Here is an 18,759-nt window from a genome sequence, read left to right on the forward strand (position 1 = left end):
GCGGACACCGTCCACCGCCTGTGGATAACCCCGGCCTGTGGACAACGGGCTTCACCCGTACGGAGGACGGACCCGGCGGACCCGAGGGACGCGGCCGACCCGACGGGCCCGGCAGGCCCGGGGCAGGCCCGCCCGGAGAACGCCGACGGCCCGGCACCTCGGGGTGCCGGGCCGTACGGGAGGATCGATTCAGCTCGCGGAGCCGGAGCTCGACGAACCGCCACTGCCGGAGCCGCCCGAGGACGCCGGGGCGGCCGCCGGGGCCGAGGCCGACGACGCCGAAGAAGAGGACGACGAGGACGACCCGGACGAGGAGCTCACCGAGCTGCTCGACGAGGAGCGGCTGTCGGTGCGGTAGAAGCCGGAGCCCTTGAACACCACGCCCACGGCGGAGAACACCTTGCGGAGCTTGCCCTGGCAGTCCGGGCACGTGGTCAGTGCCTCGTCGGTGAACTTCTGGACCGCCTCCAGGCCGTGGCCGCACTGGGTGCACTGGTACTGGTACGTGGGCACGTGTTCTTCCTCCTGGCCTTCCCCCTGGCACTCTCACCTGATGAGTGCTAACGATGGTCAATGATGCGGCATTCCGCAGGATCAGTCCAGCGCCGCCGGTGTGAGAACCGCCGCCTGGCCACCCACGCGCTGTCCGCCGCGGCCTTCGGAGCGGCTCTCGGAGCGGCTCTCGGACCGGGCCACCGTACGGCTCGCCGGGCCGGGCGCGACCAGCAGGTGGCGCAGGGCCAGCAGGGCCACCAGGCCCAGGCCGACCCCGGCCAGCGGGACGGTGAAGCCGGCCGAGGCGCCGCGCCAGTCGATCAGCTGTCCGGCCACGGTGGAGCCCAGGGCCAGGCCCAGGCCGATCGCGCCGGTGAGCCAGGTGAAGGCCTCGGTCTTGGCGTTGTCCGCGACCAGGGTCTCGATCAGGGTGTAGCCGGTGATCAGGGTCGGGGCGATGGCCAGGCCGCAGAGGAGTGCGGCGACGGTCAGGGTGGCCAGGTTGGGCATGGCCCAGAGGGTGGAGCAGCCGGCCAGCAGCAGGGCGTAGCAGGCGAGCATCCGCTGCCGGGCCGAGCGCCGCCAGTTGACCAGCCCGTAGACCACGCCGGCCACCATGGAGCCGCCGGCGAAGATCCCGTAGACGATGCCGTTCATGTCCGCCCGGCCGACGCTCTCGGCGAAGGCGGTGATGGAGACCTGGAGCGCGCCGAAGACGGTGCCGACGCCCAAGAAGGAGGCGGCCAGCAGTCGGACGCCCGGGGAGGCGAGGGCGGAGACGCGCTCGGCACCCTCGACGTGCGGGTGGCGGGCCGGGGCGGTGGAGCGCTGGGCGGCGAAGGCCAGGCCGCCGGCCACGGTGAGCGCGGCCTCCGCGATCAGGGTGGCGGTGGGGGAGACCCCTGCGGCGATGGCGGTGGCCAGCACCGGCCCGACGACGAAGGTGAACTCGTCGGTGACGGACTCGAAGGCGAAGGCGGTGTTCAGGGTGGCCGGGGAGTCGGAGAGCCGGGCGACCCAGCGGGAGCGGACCATCGCGCCGATCTGCGGCACGCTGGCGCCGGCGGGGGCGGCGGCGAGGAAGAGCGCCCAGGCGGGGGCGTGGCCGAGGGCCAGGCCGATCAGGGCGGCCACCGAGACCGCGTGCACCGCGATGCTGGGCAGCAGGACCGCGGCCTGCCCGTGGCGGTCGGCGAGGCGTCCGGTCTGCGGGCCGATCAGGGCCTGTGCGACGGCCGAGACGGCGGCGACGCTGCCGGCGGTGCCGTACGAGCCGTGGGTCTCCAGGACCAGCAGGACGATGCCCAGGCTGAGCATCGCGTACGGCAGCCGCGCCACGAAGGCGGGGGCCAGGAACGTCCAGGCGCCGGGCGTGCGGAGCAGGGCACCGTATCCGACGCGGGTGGGGTCGTCGACCGTTCGGCGGGCCGTCACGGTCGGTCCTTCCTGCTGCCTGGTAGCGCAGTGGGGGTGTGGGTGACCCCGACGGCGCCGAGAGCTGTCCTCTCGCGCGTCGACCGGGGTTGATACCGGGCCCGGACGGCCGAGGGTGGGGCGTCCGGACGCGGCCGCCGAGCGGTCGCGCCAACTCTGCTTCAGGCAGATGTAGCGGGTGTTTTCAGTTCGGTTCTCAGAAGATCTACGGAGCCATTCTACGCGGGTAGCGTGACTCTGCCACCCCTCCGCGCCGGTGAATTCACGGTGAACACCGGCGCGGGGGAACGAAACCCAGGTCAGGCCTTCCTAGGGCCGGGAGCGTCCGCGCAGCCAGCCGGCCAGCTTGCCGCCCTCGTCCACCGCGCGCAGCCGCTTCTCGGCGGCCTCGCTGACCTCTTCGGTGGTGACCACCAGCAGTTCGTCGCCGGCCCGCAGCACGGTGGCGCGGTCGGGCACGAAGCTGGAGCCGTCGCGGACCACCAGGGTGACGGCCGCCCCGGGCGGCAGCCGGAGTTCGCCGACCTCGACGCCGGACATCCGGGATTCGGCGGAGAGGGCGACCGAGAGCAGCTGCCCGTGCAGCCGCTCCAGCGGGGCGGACTCGATGCCCAGGTCCTGGCCCATCGAGCCCTCGCCGATCCGGAGCCACCTGGCCACCAGCGGCAGGGTCGGGCCCTGGAGCAGGGTGAAGACCACGACCAGGATGAAGACGATGTTGAAGACCTCGTTGGCCAGCGCCGAGTCCTGCTGGAGCACCAGCGGGATGGTGGCCAGCACGATCGGCACCGCGCCGCGCAGCCCGGCCCAGCTGAGCAGGGCCTGCTCCCGCCAGGGCAGCTTGAACGGGGTCATGGTGGCGAAGACCGAGGCGGGCCGGGCGACGAAGACCAGCACCGCGCCGATCACCAGCGCGGGCACGATGGCCGAGCCCATGGTGCCGGGGGTGCAGAGCAGGCCGAGCAGGACGAACATGCCGATCTGCCCGATCCAGGCCAGTCCGTCGGCGAAGCCGCGCACCGCCGGGCCGTGCGGGAGCTTGGAGTTCCCGAGCACCACCGCGGCGATGTAGACGGCCAGGAAGCCGGAGCCGTGCAGCAGCGCACCGCCCGCGTAGGCGCCGACCGCGAGCGACATCACGGCGATCGGGTACAGGCCGGAGGAGGGCAGTGCCATGTGCCGCACCGCCCAGGCGCCGAGCTTGCCGACCGCGAGGCCGACGGCCGCGCCGATGGCCAGCTCGGCGATGATCGTGCCGAGCAGCGCGTACCAGGAGTCCAGCGGGCCGGTGGTGGCGAAGGCGACCACCAGGATCACCACGGGGGCGTCGTTGAAGCCGGACTCGGCCTCCAGGAGGCCGTTCAGCCGGGACGGCAGCGGGACGGTGCGCAGCACCGAGAAGACCGCCGCGGCGTCGGTGGAGGAGACGATCGCGCCGAGCAGCAGCGAGGTGCGCCAGTCGAAGCCGGCCAGCAGGTGCGCGCCGAGGGCGGTGACCGCGACGCTGACCGCGACCCCGAAGGTGGCCAGCACGGTGGCGGCGGGCATCACGGGTCTGATGGAGCGCCAACTGGTCTTCAGTCCGCCCTCGGTGAGGATCACCACCAGGGCCGCGTAGCCCAGTACCTGGGTGAGCTCGGCGTTGTCGAACTCGATGCCGAGTCCGTTCTGGCCGAGCGCGACGCCGATGCCGAGGTAGATCAGCAGGCTGGGGAGGCCGGTGCGGGTGGAGAAGCGCACGGCGACGACCGCGAAGAGGAGCACCACGGCGACTTCGAGCAGGAAGCGGTTCAGGTCGTCGACAGTCACGCAGGGGCACCTCGGCGCAGTCAGGGGGCGGGCTGATGGAGCGTCTGAAGGCAGACCCGGAAAGGGGACCTGACGGTCCGTCATCCAGGGATCGTTACCCAGTCTAACATTTTACCTGCTCTTTTACATGTGGTCGAACGGGTTCCGCTTCGGTGCCGCCGTGCGGCGGGCGGGCGGGCGGGTGTGTGAGGTGGGGCGGGGTCGGACGGGTTCCGGTTCGGTGGCGCCGTACGGCGGGCGGGCGGGCGGGCGGGTGTGTGGGGTGGGGTGGGGTCGGACGGGTTCCGCTGTGGGGCGGAGCGGGTTGAGCGGGCGGGGCGGGGTGGGGCGGATTCCGGTCTCGGGAAGGGCCGGTAGGGTCCACCTGATCCGACCACGGGCGCCCCGAGTGCAGCTCCGCAAGCGCGTGCGCCCTAATGTGGTGGTCTGTCACGGCCGCCCGTCTCCCAGCCAAGGACTCAACCAGATGCCCCGCTCGAAGAGGTTCCGGCGCGCTCGTCTGCTCGTGATCGTGCTGGTGGTGCTGTTGGTCGCCGGCGCGGTGGGCGGCGGCTGGTTCGCCGTGCACACGGTGCAGGCCTCCTTCCCGCAGCTGGACGGGAACGTCAAGGTGGCCGGGATGACCGCGCCGGTGGACGTGAAGCGCGACGCCAAGGGCGTGCCGCAGCTGTACGCGGACACCGCCGAGGACCTCTTCCGCGCCCAGGGCTACGTCCAGGCGCAGGACCGCTTCTGGGAGATGGACGTCCGACGGCACGTCACCGCCGGGCGGCTGTCCGAGATGTTCGGCGACGGCCAGGTCGAGACCGACTCCTTCCTGCGCACCATGGGCTGGCGCCGGGTGGCCCAGCAGGAGTTCGACACCCAGCTCTCGGCCGACACCAAGAAGTACCTCCAGGCCTACAGCGACGGCGTGAACGCCTGGCTGAAGGAGCACCCCGGCGGCAGCTCCGCCTCGCTGGAGTACGCCCTGCTCGGCACCGTGAACGGCGACTACTCGCCCGAGCCGTGGAGCCCGGTCGACTCGGTGGCCTGGCTCAAGGCGATGGCCTGGAACCTCTCGGGCAACATGCAGGAGGAGATCGACCGCTCGCTGCTGGCCCAGGACTTCAGCGCCGAGAAGATCGAGCAGCTCTACCCGCCGTACCCGTACGACCGCAACGGCACCATCGTGAAGACCGGCAAGGTCGGCGCCGACGGCACCTACCGCCCGGCCGACGGCCAGGCCAACGCTGCCCAGCCGACCGGCCAGTCCCGCGCCGTCACCGCCTCGCTGCTCGGCGACGTGGCCGGGAAGATGGCCGCGATGCCGCAGCTGCTCGGCCGGCAGGGCCAGGGCATCGGCTCCAACTCCTGGGTGGTGGACGGCAAGCACACCACCACCGGCAAGCCGCTGCTGGCCAACGACCCGCACCTCGGCCCGGCCAACCCGTCCATCTGGTACCAGATGGGCCTGCACTGCCGCACCACCGGACCGGCCTGCGGCTTCGACACCGCCGGCTTCACCTTCGCGGGCATGCCCGGCGTGGTCATCGGCCACAACAAGGACGTGGCCTGGGGCTTCACCAACCTCGGCGCCGACGTGACCGACCTCTACCTGGAGAAGGTCACCGGCCCGGACACCTACCTGGTGGACGGTCAGGAGCGGAAGTTCGAGACCCGCAAGGAGACCATCAAGGTGGCCGGCGGGGAGGACCGCACCATCGTGGTGCGCACCACCGACCGCGGCCCGCTGATCTCCGACAAGTCCACCGAGCAGCAGAACGTGGGCAAGTACGCCCCCGCCGACTCCGCGCCCGACCGGGCCGGCGGCTACGGCGTCGCCCTGCAGTGGACCGCGCTGGTGCCGGGGAAGACCATGGACGCCGTATTCAAGCTCAACCAGGCTGCCAACTGGGACCAGTTCCGGGCCGCCGCCGCCGACTTCGCCGTCCCCGCGCAGAACCTCCTCTACGCCGACACCAAGGGCAACATCGGCTACCAGGCCCCCGGCATGATCCCCCAGCGCACCAAGGGCGACGGCCGCTACCCCGCCCCGGGTTGGGACTCCACCTACGGCTGGAAGGGCACCAACGGGGCGTACGACTTCGTCCCCTTCAAGTCCCTGCCGTACGTGCTCAACCCCTCCGAGGGCTACATCGTCACCGCCAACCAGGCCGTGGTGGACCAGAGCTACAAGCCCGTCCTCACCACCGACTGGGAGTACGGCACCCGCGCCAAGGAGATCACCGACCAGATCACCGACCGCCTCAAGAACGGCGGCAAGATCTCGCCGGAGGACATGAAGGCGATCCAGCTCGACAACACCAGCGTGATGGCCCGGACCCTGGTGCCGCTGCTGCTCAAGATCCGGATCGACGACCCCTACGTCCGCGAGGCCCAGGACCTGCTCAAGGACTGGAACTACAACCAGGACGCCGACTCGGCGGCCGCCGCCTACTACAACGGCGTTTGGCGCCAGCTGCTCACCCTGGCCTTCGGGCAGAAGTTCCCGGCCGGACTGCGCGCCGAGGGCGACTGCCTGCTGGTCCGTCAGAAGTCCGCCGACACCCTGCCGCAGGACGACCTCAACAAGAACCCCGTGGTCACCGTCTGCGGCACCCGTGACCCGGGCCAGGCCCAGCCGGACGGCGGCGACCGCTGGACCGAGGTGGTCCGCCGGCTGCTCACCCAGCCCGACTCCAGCTGGTGGGAGTACAAGGACTCCGACCGGCAGACCCAGAAGGGCCTGGGCAACCTGCTCGCCCAGGCGCTCAAGAACGCCCGCCAGGACCTGACCTCGCGCCTCGGCAAGGACGTCTCCACCTGGAGCTGGGGCCGCCTGCACACCCTGGAGCTCAAGGAGCAGACGCTCGGCTCGGACGACTCCTCGATCGCCTCCGGCCTGGTGCACCGCCTGCTCAACCGCGGCCCGTACCGGCTCTCCGGCGGCACCGCCGCGGTCAACGCGGCGGGCTGGAACGCGGCGGCCGGCTACCAGGTGGACTGGATCCCCTCGATGCGGATGGTCGTCGACCTGAGCGACTTCAACGCCTCCCGCTGGATCAACGTCGGCGGCGCCTCCGGCCACGCGTACCACGACAACTACGACGACCAGACCGTCGACTGGCAGCGCGGCAACCTGCTGCCCTGGCCGTACTCCCCGGACCAGGTCGACCAGGCCACCACGCACCGCCTGGTCCTGACGAACGGTTAGCAGTCGGACGGAAGGAGGCCTCCCGGCCGCGCCGCACCAGCGGCGTGGACCGGGAGGCCTTCCGTTTCGGCGAGGCCGTTCGCCGGGGCCCGCTCACCGGGGCCCGTTCATCTGCCTCCGGCCGCCCCGAACCAGTGCACCCCGGAGGGGGTGACGGCGGCGTGGACCGGGAGGTCGTGGGGTTCGGCGGGGACCTCGGGGAGCAGCTCGGGGTCGTGCAGCAGGGTGGCCAGGACCGGGGTGGCGCCGAGGCGGGCCAGGCGGGCCAGGACGCGGTCGTAGGAGCCGCCGCCGCGGCCGAGCCTGATGCCCCGTCGGTCCACGGCGAGGCCGGGGAGGAGGACTACGGCGGCGGCGGTCACCGCGTCGGGGCCGAGCCGGGGGCCGGTGGGTTCGAGCAGGCCGCGGGCGGCCGGGGCGAGGGCTTCGGGGCCGGTGTACTCGGCCCAGTCGAGGTCGTTGTCGGGCAGCAGGACGGGCAGCAGGACCCGGGCGCCGGCCGCGCGCAGGGCGTCCAGCAGGGGGCGGGTACCTGGTTCGCCGCCGACCGAGACGTAGGCCGCGACGGTCTCGCCGGGCCGGGCGAGCGCCCCGGCGTGCGCGGCGAGCGCGGTGGCCGCGTGCGCCCGCTGTTCCGGGGTGAGCGCCCGCCGTTCGGCGAGGAGCCGTGTCCTCAGCTCGGCCTTGTCGTTGTGCACCGGATACTCCCTGGTCCGCTCCGGCCCGGTCGGCGCGATCCCCGCCGGGTGCCGAGAGCCTGTCACGTGGAAGGCCCCGGATGTCCACCCCGTTGCTCCTCCAGGCCCTGGCCGGGCTCGGTCTGCCCGCGCTGGGCGCCGCCGTGCTGACGGGCGGTCGGCTGCGCCGGTCGGCGACGGCCGCCGAGGCGAGGGAGGCGGAGCTGCGGCGGCAGTTGGCCGAGCTGACGGCCGAGCGGGACGCGCTCCAGCGCACCGCCTCGTGCGACCCGCTCACCGGCGTGTGGAACTACCGCCACCTCCAACTCACCCTGGACCGCGAGGTGGAGCGGGCCCGCCGGGTCGACCCGGGGGCGCCGCTCCGGCCGCTGGCGCTGCTGATGCTGGAGATCGCGGGCTTCGACGCGGTGGTGGCCGAGCACGGGCGGGGCCGGGGGAACGCGGTGCTGCGCGACCTGGCCCAGCGGCTCAGCGTCGAGATCCGGCGCTCCGACACCCTCGGCCGGTACGGCGGCGAGGAGTTCCTGGTGGTGCTGCCGGACACCGGCCCGGAGGGCGCGGCGCACGTGGCCGAGCGGCTCTGCTGGACGGTCCGCCGCCACCAGCTGCTCGACTGGTCCCCGGCCGGTCCGGCCCCCCGCCGCCCGGTCAGCGGGAACGGGCTGACGGCGGCGGTCGGCATCGCGGTGCTGCCGGAGGACGGCGGGCACGCGGCGCTGCTGCTGCGCGCGGCCGACCGCGCGCTGGCGGCGGCCCGGGCGGCGGGTGGCGACTGCTGGCGGGGGACGGCCGACGCGGGCCCGGCGGGGACCGGGGCGGAACGGCCGGCGGCGAGCCCGGCGGAACGGGCCGCCGCGGCCGTGACCGAACGGGCCGTTCCGAGCGCGACGGCGGGTGTCACGGCAAGTGTTGCGGCGGGTGTGTCGGAACGGGCAGTGGTGGGCAGTACGGAGGGGCAACAGGAGTGCGGCGGGAATCGCCGGCGGGTGCTCACGGGTGCCGTTCCGGGCGAGTCCGCCGATGCAGCCCGCACGGAACCGCAACAAATCCCCGGTACTCTGTCGCCCTGTACCGGCAAGGCCACCCTCACCCCGGCCGGTGCTGCCCACACTCCGGCCGTCGCCGCCGAGCCGGGTTCCTGACGGTTCGGCAGTTCACGATCGGTTCACCCAGCTCTCAGTGTGGCGGAATTCCGCCCCTATAAGGTCTGACACATGACGACGAACGCCCGCATCCCCGTTACCAAGGCCGTGGTCCCTGCCGCCGGACTGGGGACGCGCTTCCTCCCCGCGACCAAGGCCACCCCGAAGGAGATGCTGCCGGTCGTCGACAAACCCGCCATCCAGTACGTGGTCGAGGAGGCGGCGGCCGCCGGCCTCTCCGACATACTGATGGTGACCGGCCGCAACAAGCGCGCGCTCGAGGACCACTTCGACCGCGCGTACGAGCTGGAGGAGCTGCTCGCCCGCAAGGGTGACCAGGACAAGCTGCGCCGCGTGCAGGAGTCGGTCCAGCTGGCCAACATGCACTACGTCCGCCAGGGCGACCCGAAGGGCCTCGGCCACGCCGTCTCGGTGGCCGAGCAGCACGTGGCCGGCCAGCCGTTCGCGGTCCTGCTCGGTGACGACCTGATCGACCCGCGCGACCCGCTGCTGGCCCGCATGATCGAGGTCCAGCAGGAGCTGGGCGGCTCGGTGGTGGCCCTGATGGAGGTCGAGCCGGAGCAGATCCACCTCTACGGCTGCGCCGCCGTCAAGGCCAACGGCTTCGGCGAGGACGTCTTCCGGATCACCGACCTGGTGGAGAAGCCGGAGACGGCTGACGCACCGTCGAACTACGCGGTGATCGGCCGCTACATCCTCGACCCGGCCGTCTTCGACGTGCTGCGCGAGACGGAGCCCGGCCGCGGCGGCGAGATCCAGCTGACCGACGCGCTGCGCACCCTGGCCACCCGGGACGAGACCGAGGGCGGTCCGGTCCACGGCGTGCTGTTCAAGGGCCGTCGTTACGACACCGGTGACCGCGCCGACTACCTTCGCGCTATCGTCCGTCTCGCGTGCGAACGTGAGGACCTGGGCCCGGAGTTCCGCGGCTGGCTGAAGGACTTCGTCGGCGCCGAGATGCAGGACTGACCAGAAGGCGAGTGAGGCGATGACCGGGACCACTGCTGATTCCTGCTGCGAAGAGGTCCCGGCACCGCCGCGCATGTGGAGCGTGGCCGAGCACCTGGCCGACGTGCTGTCAGGTGTCGGTCCGCTCCCGGCGATCGAGCTCCAGCTGCTCGACGCCCAGGGCTGCCGGCTGGCCGAGGACGTGGTGTCCGGGGTCGACCTGCCGCCCTTCGACAACAGCTCGATGGACGGCTACGCCGTCCGCACCGCCGACACCCAGGGCGCCACCGAGCAGTACCCGTCGGTGCTCCCGGTGGTCGGCGAGATCGCCGCCGGGGCCGGTGAGCTCCCCAAGGTCGGCCCGGGCCAGGCGGCCCGGATCATGACCGGTGCCCCGATGCCGCCCGGCGCCGAGGCGGTGGCCCCGGTCGAGTGGACCGACGGCGGCGCCGGCACCGGGATCGCCGCCGAGGCGATGACCGCGGCGCCCGAGGGCCCCGAGGAGGTCCGGGTGCTCCGCCCGGTCGAGACCGGGCAGCACGTCCGCCGCCGGGGCAGCGACCTCCCGGCGGGGGAGAAGGTGCTCGACGCGGGCGCCCTGCTCGGCCCCACCCAGCTCGGCCTGCTGGCCGCGATCGGCCGCGCCACGGTGAAGGCGGTGCCGCGCCCCCGGGTGGTGGTGCTCTCCACCGGCAGCGAGCTGGTGCAGCCCGGCGAGGCGGTCGGCCCCGGGCAGATCTCCGACTCCAACAGCTTCACCCTGACCGCCGCGGCCCAGGCCGCCGGCGCCATCGCCTACCGGGTGGGCGGCGTCCCGGACGACGCGGCGGTGCTCCGCTCGGTGCTGGAGGACCAGCTCGGCCGGGCCGACCTGATCGTCACCTCCGGCGGGGTCAGCGTCGGCGCGTACGACGTGGTCAAGGAGGTCTTCGCCGAGTACGGCGACATGGACTTCCGCAAGCTCCGGATGCAGCCCGGCAAGCCGCAGGGCTTCGGCCGCCTCCAGGGCACCCCGCTGCTCGCGCTGCCGGGCAACCCGGTCTCCGCGTACATCTCCTTCGAGCTCTTCGTCCGCCCGGTGATCCGCACCATGCTCGGCGCCACCGACGTGCACCGCCCGGTGGTCCGGGCCCGGACCACCGCGGACCTGCGCTCACCCGCCGGGCGGCGGCAGTTCCTGCGCGGCTGGTACGCCGGGGACGGGACGGTGGCCCCGGTCGGCGGCGAGGGCTCGCACCTGGTCGGCGCGCTGGCCCGGGCGAACTGCCTGATCACCGTCCCGGAGGACGAGACGCGGCTCGCGGCGGGAACTGACGTCGACGTGGTCCTTCTCACGGACTGAGCGACGGGGGGCTGTACGGTAGCGCGGGTATTCGCCTGCGCCACCGTGGAGTTCCCGTGTCCGAAACACCCCGTCTCACCCACGTCGACGAGACCGGCGCCGCCCGCATGGTGGACGTCTCCGAGAAGGCCACCACCGTCCGCACCGCCGTCGCGGCCGGGCGGGTGCTGGTCTCCCCCGAGGTGGTCGCGCTGCTGCGCGGCGCCGGCGTGCCCAAGGGCGACGCCCTCGCGGTGGCCCGGATCGCCGGGATCATGGGGGCCAAGAAGACCCCCGACCTGATCCCGCTCTGCCACCCGATCGCCATCTCCGGCGTCACGGTCGACCTCACCGTCGCCGACGACGCGGTGGAGATCACCGCCACCGTGCGCACCGCCGACCGGACCGGTGTCGAGATGGAGGCGCTGACCGCCGTCGCGGTGGCCGGGCTGACCGTGATCGACATGGTCAAGGCGGTGGACAAGGGCGCCACGATCGAGGCCGTCCGGGTGCTCTCCAAGACCGGCGGCAAGAGCGGCGACTGGGCGGTGCAGCGGTGAAGGCGCTGGCCCTGACGGTCTCCAACCGGGCCTCGGCCGGGGTCTACCAGGACAAGGGCGGCCCGCTGGTCGCCGAGGGCCTGCGCGCGATGGGCTTCGCCGTGGACGGCCCGCAGGTGGTCCCGGACGGCGAGCCGGTGGAGGCCGCGCTGCGGGCCGCCGTGGCGGCCGGGTACGACGTGGTGGTGACCACCGGCGGCACCGGCATCTCGCCGATGGACCTGACCCCGGAGATGACCGCCCGGGTGATCGACCGTCAGATCCCGGGCATCGCCGAGGCCGTCCGGGCGTACGGGCGGGAGAAGGTGCCCACCTCGGCGCTGTCCCGGGGGCTGGCCGGGCTGGCCGGACGTACCCTGATCGTCAACCTGCCGGGCTCCACCGGAGGCGTCAAGGACGGCATCGCCGTGCTGACGCCGCTGCTCCCGCACGCGGTGGACCAGCTCGGTGGCGGGGACCATCCCCGCCCGGCCGTCGCGGACCCCGCCTCCGCCTCCGCCGACCCGGCCTCCGTCGACGAGGGGAGCACCTCCTGAACGCCTCCTGGCAGGTCGAACTCCTGGAGGGCGACGTCGCGTTGCGCCCGATCCGGGTCCGCGACCAGCGGGCCTGGCAGGAGCTCAGCCAGCGCAACCGGGACTGGCTGCGCCGCTGGGAGGCGACGGTGCCGCCCGCCGGCGCCGCCCGCCCGGCCGCCGCCCGGCCGACCTTCCGTCAGATGGCCCGCTATCTGCGGCACGAGGCCGCCGCCGGGCGGATGCTGCCCTTCGTGGTGCTCCACCGGGGCCGCCTGGTCGGCCAGCTGACGGTGGGCGGGATCACCTGGGGCTCGATGTGCTCGGCCAACGTCGGCTACTGGGTGGACGAGTCGGTGGCCGGGCGCGGCATCATGCCGACCGCCGTGGCGCTGGCCGTCGACCACTGCTTCACCGGGCTCGGACTGCACCGGATCGAGGTCTGCATCCGGCCGGAGAACCGGCCCAGCCGGCGGGTGGCCGAGAAGCTCGGCTTCCGCGAGGAGGGAATGCGTCCGCGCTACCTCCACATCGACGGCGACTGGCGCGACCACCTGGTGTACGCACTCACCGCGGAAGAGGTCCCGGAGGGCATGCTGAACCGCTGGCGGTGGGTCAGGGGCCAAGGCACGCCCGGTAATTGAATAAGTGTTCGAAATAGATATCGATATGGCATCGCGGCCGGGGCGAGTGGTCACAAATACCGGCAAAATAGTCGGAGAATCAGCTTGATCACACGACACGCCGCGCCAAATTGCTGCCGGGCCTTCCCCCGCGCCCGTACCGTGTGAAACGTGAGCAGTAGCGGCCTTATCTACGCGGTCATCGTAGGAGCCTGGGCCGCCTATCTGGTGCCGATGTGGCTCCGCAGGCAGGACGAGCTCAACGAGGCCCGTCCGACGGAACGCTTCAGTACCGCGATCCGCCTGCTGGCCGGACGGTCGGCCATGGAGCGGCGGGCATCGAAGGCACTCGGCGAGGAGACCAGCACCGGCGACGGACCCGTCCCCGGCGAGCCCGGCGATCCCGCCGGCGATCTCGCGGGCGTGCCCGCCGAGGCGTTCGCGGTCGGCGAGCCGCCCGAGCGGCAGGCCGACCGGGCCCCGATCGGCGACCCCGCGCCCGAAGCGGCGCCGAGCGCCCCCGTCACCACGACCACCCCCGCGCGCGAGACCGCGCACGGCTCGACCGAGGGCCGTGCGCGACTGCTGGCGCGCCGCCGCCGGATGGTCACCACCCTCTTCCTGGCCTTCGCGGCCGGAGCGGTCGCCGCCGCCGTGCTCGGCGTGGCCTTCCTCTGGATCCCCGCCCTGCCCGCCCTGCTGCTGACCCTCTACATCGGCCACCTGCGCCGGCTGGAGCGTCAGCGGTACGAGGTGAAGCTGGACCGCACCCGGGCGGCCCGCGCCGCCGAGCGGCTGCGCGAGCGCGAGCGGACCCGGGCGGCCGCCGCCCCGGCCATCCCCGCGCCGGGCCCGGCCCCCGCCGAGGCGGCCCCGACGCCCCGTCAGGCCCCCTCCCCGGCCCGGGGGGCGGCCGCCCCCGCCTCGGCCCGTCCGCACCTGCGGCTGGCCACCACCGACTCCGCCCTGGTCGAGGCCACCGACCACGAGGAGTGGGTGGACGGCATGCGCGACCGCGCCCCGGCCGGCCCCGACTCCTGGGAGCCCGTGCCCGTCCCGCTCCCCACCTACGTCACGGCCCCGGTCGCCCCGCGCACCACTCCGGGCCTGGACGCCCGCGCCACCGCCTGGGACTCGGGCCGTGCCGCCAACACCCCGCTCTTCGACCAGTACGCCGACCCGGACCGGGCGCGCGCCGACGCACGGGCCGAGGCACGGGCCGAGGCGGCGGCCGAGGCGGACTACCCGTCCCGCCCCCGGGCGGCGAACGAGTAGCCAGGTGAGGGGTGGTCACGAGCCCCCTCCGGAAGGTGCTAGAGTTTCTTCTCGTTGGGGCTGTGGCGCAGTCCGGTAGCGCACCTCGTTCGCATCGAGGGGGTCAGGGGTTCGAATCCCCTCAGCTCCACCAACAAGAAGTCCCGCTCGGTCCTCGGACCGGGCGGGACTTCTGCTTTCCCGGGACGCGGCGGGGCCGGCGGCACCCCGGGGAGTGGCCACCGGCCCGGACTGGCGCCCCGTCAGGCGGGGAGGCCCGGTTCGGCCTCCACTGGTGCCGGGGCCTGGGCCAGGGCGGCGCGCAGGGCGGCGTTCTCCGCCTCCAGCGCGCCGATCCGCTTGCGGGCGAAGTAGAGCTCCAGCACCGCGTCGGTGAACTCCGCGACGAGTTCCTCGGGGGTCAGCTGCACCGTGTCCTCCTGGTGTCCGGCCGGCCGTCAGGCCGGGGCGATCTGGGTGACCGTGCCGTTGGAGCCGCGCCACATCAGGGCGCCGCCCTGGGCGTACAGCGCTCCGCCGCGCGCGGTGCCGTCCACGGAGGTCGGGGCGGCCGCGCTGTCGCCGACCCGGAGCACGCCCTCCACCAGCAGGGCGGCCGGGGCGGCGGGCCGCTGGACGACGTGCAGCTGGGCGCGCGGCCTGTCCCCGCGCACGGTGCCGATGCCGGTCAGGCCGGAGCCCTTGACCACCAGGTCCTCCAGCTTGGTGCCGTCGGCGAGCGTGCTGTTGCGCAGCGCGATCAGGTTGCCGGTGGTGGAGCCGGTGGTGGAGGTGAGGTAGATGCCCTGGGCCGCGGTGCCGGAGGTCTGCAGGTCGATGGAGATCGCGGCGGCGTTCAGGTCCGATCCGTCGGCGTAGCCGCGGTGGGTGATCTTGAGGGTGCCGCGTCCGGTCTCGGTGCCGCTGAGGTACATCGCCGAGGTGCCCGGGTTGTCGGAGACCACGTTCAGCGCCACGGCGCTGCCGGAGGTGCCGGCCTGATAGACCGTCACGGCGTGCTGGTCGGTCGAGGTGGTCCTGAAGAACGCCGAGCGGGTGTCCGTCGCGGTGCTGAAGCTCCGCGCCGTGACCTCGCCCTCGAAGACGGTGGTGGCGGCGTCCGCCGAGGCCTCGCCGGCCCCGCCCACCGCCACCGTCACCGCTCCGGCGGTGAATCCGCCGAGAAAGATCCGTCGTCCGATGGCCATGCGACCGTCCTCCCCCTGGTCCGTCGTCGGCCGGTCACTATACCGACGCGCCCGGCCGCGCACGGTGGCTGATCCGGTGTCAGGCGTGCGTCCCGGTGGTCCCGGCGTACGGTGGAGGCAGGAGTCCGCCCGGCGGCGGTCAGGCCCGGTGGGCGGCCGATCGAGGGAGGCCGTGATGGCTGCTCTGATCAGGAAGAGATTCGACGAGGCCGACGAGACCCGTCCGTTCGAGGCGGACAAGGGGCGGCTGGACCTGGTGGACCTGGACGGGGCCCAGGTGGGGCAGGGGACCTTCGAGCCGGGGTGGCGGTGGTCGGAGCACGTGAGGCCGATCGCCGGGACGGACAGCTGCATGGCCTCGCACGTGGGGTACTGCGTCTCGGGCCGGATGCACATCCGGATGGACGACGGCACGGAGCAGGACCTCGGCCCGGGGGACGTCGCGGTGATCGAGCCGGGGCACGACGCCTGGGTGCTGGGCGACGAGCCCTGCGTGTTCCTGGACTGGCAGGGCTACTCCGACTACGCGAAGCGCTAGAGCCGGTCACACTTCCCGCTCCCGGTACGTCGGTGCTGTGAGGGACACGGCATCGACCGAGGGAGCGGGCAGCATGAGGATCACGGTTTTCGCCGCCACCGGCGGCATCGGACGGCTGGTGTTGGAACAGGCCGTCGCGGCGGGGCACGAGGTGACGGCGGCGGTGCGCCGTCCGGAGGGGCTGGCCGGCAGCGGGGCCCGGGTGGTGGGGGTGGACCTGGCGGTGCCCGGGGCGGAGCTGCTGGAGGCGGTGGCCGGGGCGGACGCGGTGCTGTCGGCGCTCGGGGCCCGGGGCAAGGGGGACATCGGGGTGGCGGAGCGGGGCACCCGGGCGATCGCCGGGGCGATGCGGGGCGAGGGGGTGCGCCGGCTGCTGGTGGTGAGCGCGGGGCCGATCGGCACGGTGCCGTCGCCGGAGCGGCCGCACCCGCCGCGGCACGACCCGGGGGACGACCTGGTCACCCGCCGCCTGCTGGCGCCGCTGGTGAAGGCCGCGCTGCGGGAGCGGTACGCGGACCTGGCCCGGATGGAGGACGTGGTGCGGGCCAGCGGGCTGGACTGGACGGTGGTCCGCCCGCCCCGGCTGACGGACCGTCCGCTGACGGGCCGTTACCGGACCGCCCTGGACCGGAACGTGCGCGGCGGCACCTCCGTGTCGCGCGCCGACGTGGCGCACTGCATGCTCGACCTGGTGGGCAGCGGGGAGAGCGTGGGACGGACGGTGGCGGTGGCCTCCTGAGGCGGGCGGAGACGTACGGGGGCGGGGAGAGGAGACCGGAGGGTCGGCAACCGCTTCTGTGCGTTCGGTGTTCACCGGGGAGCCGGATCGCTACGGTCACCAGCACCGCTGTTCCTAGGTGCTACTGACGACCCGTCGGAGGATTCGCCCGTGAACGTTCGGACCCGTCGCGCAGCCGTTGCCGCCCTCGCGGTGGCCGCCCTGACCACTCCCGTCCTGCTGGTCGGGGCCACCGGAGCCGCCGCCCACGGCCACGGCCCGGACCCGGCGAAGAAGGCCGCCCAACTGGCCGCCAAGCTGGTCGAGCAGAGCAGCGGCAAGGACGCCTTCCGCACCCTGGAGCAGTTCCAGCGGATCGCCGACCGCAACGGCGGCACCCGGGTGGCCGGTTCGGCCGGGCACGCGGCCTCGGCCGAGTACGTGGCCCGGAAGGCGGCGGAGGCCGGGCTGAAGGTCTCCCGGCACGAGTTCGAGTACACCTTCAACCAGGCCCTCACCCAGACGCTGCGGGTGGTCGGCCCGGTGGCCGAGGACGTGCCGATGCGGGCGATGACCTACTCGGTCAGCGGCCCGGACGGCGGGCTGACGGCCCCGCTGGCGGTGGTGGCGGTGGACGCCACCACCGGCTGCGAGGCCTCGGACTACCCGGCCGGCGAGTTCACCGGGAAGATCGCGCTGATCAAGCGCGGCGGCTGCACCTTCGCGGTCAAGCAGGCCACCGCGGCGGCGGCCGGGGCGGTCGGCGCGGTGGTCTACAACAACACCGCGGGCGAGCTGGGCGGCACCCTGGGCGACCCGGCGGCCGGCAAGGTGCCGGTCGGCGGCATCACCCAGGCGGCGGGCGAGGCGCTGGCGGCCAAGGCGGCGGCCGGGCCGGTGACCGTCAACCTGGACATCAAGACCCTGATCGAGAAGCGGAAGACCTGGAACGTGATCGCCGAGACCAGGGGCGGCGACCCGGCGAACACCGTGATGGTCGGCGCCCACCTGGACTCGGTGACGGAGGGCCCCGGCATCAACGACAACGGCTCCGGCTCGGCGGGCATCCTGGAGGTGGCCCGCAGCCTGTCGGACCGTCAGGTGAAGAACAAGGTGCGGTTCGCCTGGTGGTCGGCGGAGGAGTTCGGGCTGATCGGCTCCGAGGCGTACGTGGCCTCGCTCTCCGACGCGGAGAAGGCGAAGATCAAGCTGTACCTGAACTTCGACATGATCGCCTCGCCCAACGCGGCCCAGTTCGTCTACGACGGCGACGACTCCGACCACGTCGGCTCGGGCCCCGGCCCGGCCGGTTCGGCCCAGATCGAGCGGCTGATCAACGGCTACCTGGACCGGCGTCAGCTGCCGCACGAGGGCACCGACTTCACCGGCCGCTCCGACTACGGCCCGTTCATCGAGGCGGGCATCCCCGCGGGCGGCACCTTCACCGGCGCCGAGGGGATCAAGAGCGCCGTGCAGGCGGCCACGTACGGCGGCACCGCCGGCACCGCCTTCGACAAGTGCTACCACCAGGCCTGCGACAACCTGTCCAACCTGGACCTCAAGGCCTTCGACCACAACATCGACGTGATCGCCAACGCCGTCGGCACCTACGCCTGGGACCTCTCCTCGCTGACCGCCCCGGTCGCACCGGAGAACACCTCCGGCGGTCAGGGCGGCGGTGGCGGCCTGCACGCGGGCCACGGGGACGAGGCCGCCGAATAACCGATGGCCCGTCGGACCGGCGCCGGGTAGTCTCCACCGCGATGGCGCACCCGGCGCCAGGTCCGCCACGGGCGGAGGAAGGAGGCGTGGCGATGCACACCCACATCCCCCCGGCGCTTCCTTCCCGTACGGCTCGCTAGCCGCTCCGGAAGCGCCACCGACTGCCCGGAGGCAGCGTGTCCTTCCGTACGACGTCCCGCCCTTCCCGCACCACCTTCCGCAGCACCACCCCGGCCGACCTCGACCGGGTGCTGTCCTGCACCGTGGACGAGCCCGTCTCCTGGGCCGACCCCGAGCGCTACCGCTCCATGCTGGAGAGCGGCGCCTACCGCCCCGAGCACACCTGGATCGCCGAGGACGGCGAGGGCCGCCTGCTGGCCCGAGCGGTCTGGTGGACCTTCCCCGAGGGCGACCGCCCGCTCGCCCTGGACTGCGTCTGGACGGCCCCCGGCGTCGAGGACCGGACCGCCCTGGCCGCCGGGCTGCTGACCGCCGCCCACGACTCCTTCCGCGCCGCCGGATGGGACCTGCCCGAGTGGCACCTCTTCCTCGCCCCG

The 18,759-nt window shown here is 73.4% G+C and carries 17 protein-coding genes, 1 tRNA gene and 1 pseudogene; 13 read left to right on the top strand and 6 right to left on the bottom strand.

Going from position 1 to position 18,759, the window contains the following annotated elements; genetic code table 11:
* Positions 1-189: 189 nt before the first annotated feature.
* From ABD946_RS11265 to ABD946_RS11275, 3 genes are all read right to left on the bottom strand, one after another.
* Positions 190-513, bottom strand: a complete 324-nt coding sequence (locus ABD946_RS11265) for an FmdB family zinc ribbon protein (protein ID WP_345282545.1) — start codon at positions 511-513, stop codon at positions 190-192.
* Positions 514-594: 81 nt separating this feature from the next.
* Positions 595-1,929 carry an MFS transporter gene (locus tag ABD946_RS11270; protein ID WP_345282547.1) on the bottom strand — a complete coding sequence of 445 codons (1,335 nt, stop codon included), beginning with the start codon at positions 1,927-1,929 and terminating at the stop codon, positions 595-597.
* Between the two features lie 309 nt (positions 1,930-2,238).
* Entirely contained in the window at positions 2,239-3,822 is a 1,584-nt protein-coding gene (locus ABD946_RS11275) for a potassium/proton antiporter (protein WP_380149435.1), read from the bottom strand.
* A gap of 382 nt (positions 3,823-4,204) precedes the next feature.
* Here ABD946_RS11275 and ABD946_RS11280 point away from each other — a divergent pair, with 382 nt between their 5' ends.
* Positions 4,205-6,934: a penicillin acylase family protein gene (locus tag ABD946_RS11280; protein ID WP_345282550.1), complete on the top strand. Its 2,730-nt coding sequence runs from the start codon at positions 4,205-4,207 to the stop codon at positions 6,932-6,934.
* A gap of 107 nt (positions 6,935-7,041) precedes the next feature.
* Here ABD946_RS11280 and ABD946_RS11285 read toward each other — a convergent pair whose 3' ends face one another.
* Entirely contained in the window at positions 7,042-7,632 is a 591-nt protein-coding gene (locus ABD946_RS11285) for a 5-formyltetrahydrofolate cyclo-ligase (RefSeq protein WP_345282552.1), read from the bottom strand.
* Between the two features lie 80 nt (positions 7,633-7,712).
* Between ABD946_RS11285 and ABD946_RS11290 the strand changes: the two genes are divergently transcribed.
* From ABD946_RS11290 to ABD946_RS11325, 8 genes are all read left to right on the top strand, one after another.
* Positions 7,713-8,774 (top strand): GGDEF domain-containing protein, encoded by a 1,062-nt coding sequence (locus ABD946_RS11290; protein WP_345282554.1) that lies wholly within the window; start codon positions 7,713-7,715, stop codon positions 8,772-8,774.
* A 72-nt stretch (positions 8,775-8,846) separates the two neighbouring features.
* On the top strand, positions 8,847-9,764 hold the full coding sequence (gene galU / locus ABD946_RS11295) for a UTP--glucose-1-phosphate uridylyltransferase GalU (RefSeq protein WP_345282556.1): 918 nt from the start codon (positions 8,847-8,849) through the stop codon (positions 9,762-9,764).
* A 19-nt stretch (positions 9,765-9,783) separates the two neighbouring features.
* Entirely contained in the window at positions 9,784-11,085 is a 1,302-nt protein-coding gene (gene glp, locus ABD946_RS11300) for a molybdotransferase-like divisome protein Glp (protein ID WP_345282558.1), read from the top strand.
* 56 nt (positions 11,086-11,141) lie between these two features.
* Positions 11,142-11,624 carry a cyclic pyranopterin monophosphate synthase MoaC gene (moaC, locus tag ABD946_RS11305; RefSeq protein WP_345282560.1) on the top strand — a complete coding sequence of 161 codons (483 nt, stop codon included), beginning with the start codon at positions 11,142-11,144 and terminating at the stop codon, positions 11,622-11,624.
* Positions 11,621-12,160 (top strand): MogA/MoaB family molybdenum cofactor biosynthesis protein, encoded by a 540-nt coding sequence (locus ABD946_RS11310; protein ID WP_345282562.1) that lies wholly within the window; start codon positions 11,621-11,623, stop codon positions 12,158-12,160. The genes moaC and ABD946_RS11310 overlap by 4 nt, the downstream gene beginning before the upstream one ends.
* Before the next feature lie 23 nt (positions 12,161-12,183).
* Positions 12,184-12,783, top strand: coding sequence for a GNAT family N-acetyltransferase (locus ABD946_RS11315; protein ID WP_345282576.1), 600 nt, complete (start codon positions 12,184-12,186; stop codon positions 12,781-12,783).
* 150 nt (positions 12,784-12,933) lie between these two features.
* A complete protein-coding gene (gene sepX / locus ABD946_RS11320; RefSeq protein WP_345282564.1) occupies positions 12,934-14,037 on the top strand; it encodes a divisome protein SepX/GlpR in 1,104 nt (367 codons plus the stop codon).
* A 56-nt stretch (positions 14,038-14,093) separates the two neighbouring features.
* Positions 14,094-14,170: transfer RNA gene (locus tag ABD946_RS11325), tRNA-Ala, on the top strand.
* Between the two features lie 109 nt (positions 14,171-14,279).
* On the opposite strand, the gene ABD946_RS11330 is transcribed toward ABD946_RS11325, so the two are convergent.
* Both ABD946_RS11330 and ABD946_RS11335 read right to left on the bottom strand, forming a co-directional pair.
* The gene (locus ABD946_RS11330; RefSeq protein ID WP_345282566.1) at positions 14,280-14,447 is read right to left on the bottom strand and encodes a hypothetical protein; all 168 of its coding nucleotides are present in this window, start codon (positions 14,445-14,447) and stop codon (positions 14,280-14,282) included.
* Positions 14,448-14,474: 27 nt separating this feature from the next.
* On the bottom strand, positions 14,475-15,224 hold the full coding sequence (locus tag ABD946_RS11335) for a hyaluronoglucosaminidase (protein ID WP_345282568.1): 750 nt from the start codon (positions 15,222-15,224) through the stop codon (positions 14,475-14,477).
* A 175-nt stretch (positions 15,225-15,399) separates the two neighbouring features.
* On the opposite strand from ABD946_RS11335, the gene ABD946_RS11340 reads away from it, so the two are divergent.
* The 4 genes and pseudogenes from ABD946_RS11340 to ABD946_RS11355 form a co-directional block, all read left to right on the top strand.
* On the top strand, positions 15,400-15,762 hold the full coding sequence (locus tag ABD946_RS11340) for a cupin domain-containing protein (protein WP_345282570.1): 363 nt from the start codon (positions 15,400-15,402) through the stop codon (positions 15,760-15,762).
* 73 nt (positions 15,763-15,835) lie between these two features.
* Positions 15,836-16,501, top strand: a complete 666-nt coding sequence (locus ABD946_RS11345) for an NAD(P)-dependent oxidoreductase (protein WP_345282572.1) — start codon at positions 15,836-15,838, stop codon at positions 16,499-16,501.
* Positions 16,502-16,651: 150 nt separating this feature from the next.
* Complete coding sequence (locus ABD946_RS11350; RefSeq protein WP_345282574.1) at positions 16,652-18,202, top strand: M28 family metallopeptidase; 1,551 nt, start codon at positions 16,652-16,654, stop codon at positions 18,200-18,202.
* A gap of 176 nt (positions 18,203-18,378) precedes the next feature.
* Positions 18,379-18,759: pseudogene (locus tag ABD946_RS11355) on the top strand (hypothetical protein); the annotation flags it as partial.

This window comes from Kitasatospora albolonga, from assembly GCF_039535905.1.
Taxonomy (GTDB): domain Bacteria; phylum Actinomycetota; class Actinomycetes; order Streptomycetales; family Streptomycetaceae; genus Kitasatospora; species Kitasatospora albolonga.

What these genes read in the sequence shown, in the direction of transcription:
- ABD946_RS11275 (WP_380149435.1), bottom strand. Translation starts at nt 3,822, where the DNA reads ATGACGGACCGTCAGGTCCCCTTTCCGGGTCTGCCTTCAGACGCTCCA.
- ABD946_RS11280 (WP_345282550.1), top strand. Translation starts at nt 4,205, where the DNA reads ATGCCCCGCTCGAAGAGGTTCCGGCGCGCTCGTCTGCTCGTGATCGTG.
- ABD946_RS11290 (WP_345282554.1), top strand. Translation starts at nt 7,713, where the DNA reads ATGTCCACCCCGTTGCTCCTCCAGGCCCTGGCCGGGCTCGGTCTGCCC.
- galU (WP_345282556.1), top strand. Translation starts at nt 8,847, where the DNA reads ATGACGACGAACGCCCGCATCCCCGTTACCAAGGCCGTGGTCCCTGCC.
- glp (WP_345282558.1), top strand. Translation starts at nt 9,784, where the DNA reads ATGACCGGGACCACTGCTGATTCCTGCTGCGAAGAGGTCCCGGCACCG.
- ABD946_RS11335 (WP_345282568.1), bottom strand. Translation starts at nt 15,224, where the DNA reads ATGGCCATCGGACGACGGATCTTTCTCGGCGGATTCACCGCCGGAGCG.
- ABD946_RS11340 (WP_345282570.1), top strand. Translation starts at nt 15,400, where the DNA reads ATGGCTGCTCTGATCAGGAAGAGATTCGACGAGGCCGACGAGACCCGT.
- ABD946_RS11345 (WP_345282572.1), top strand. Translation starts at nt 15,836, where the DNA reads ATGAGGATCACGGTTTTCGCCGCCACCGGCGGCATCGGACGGCTGGTG.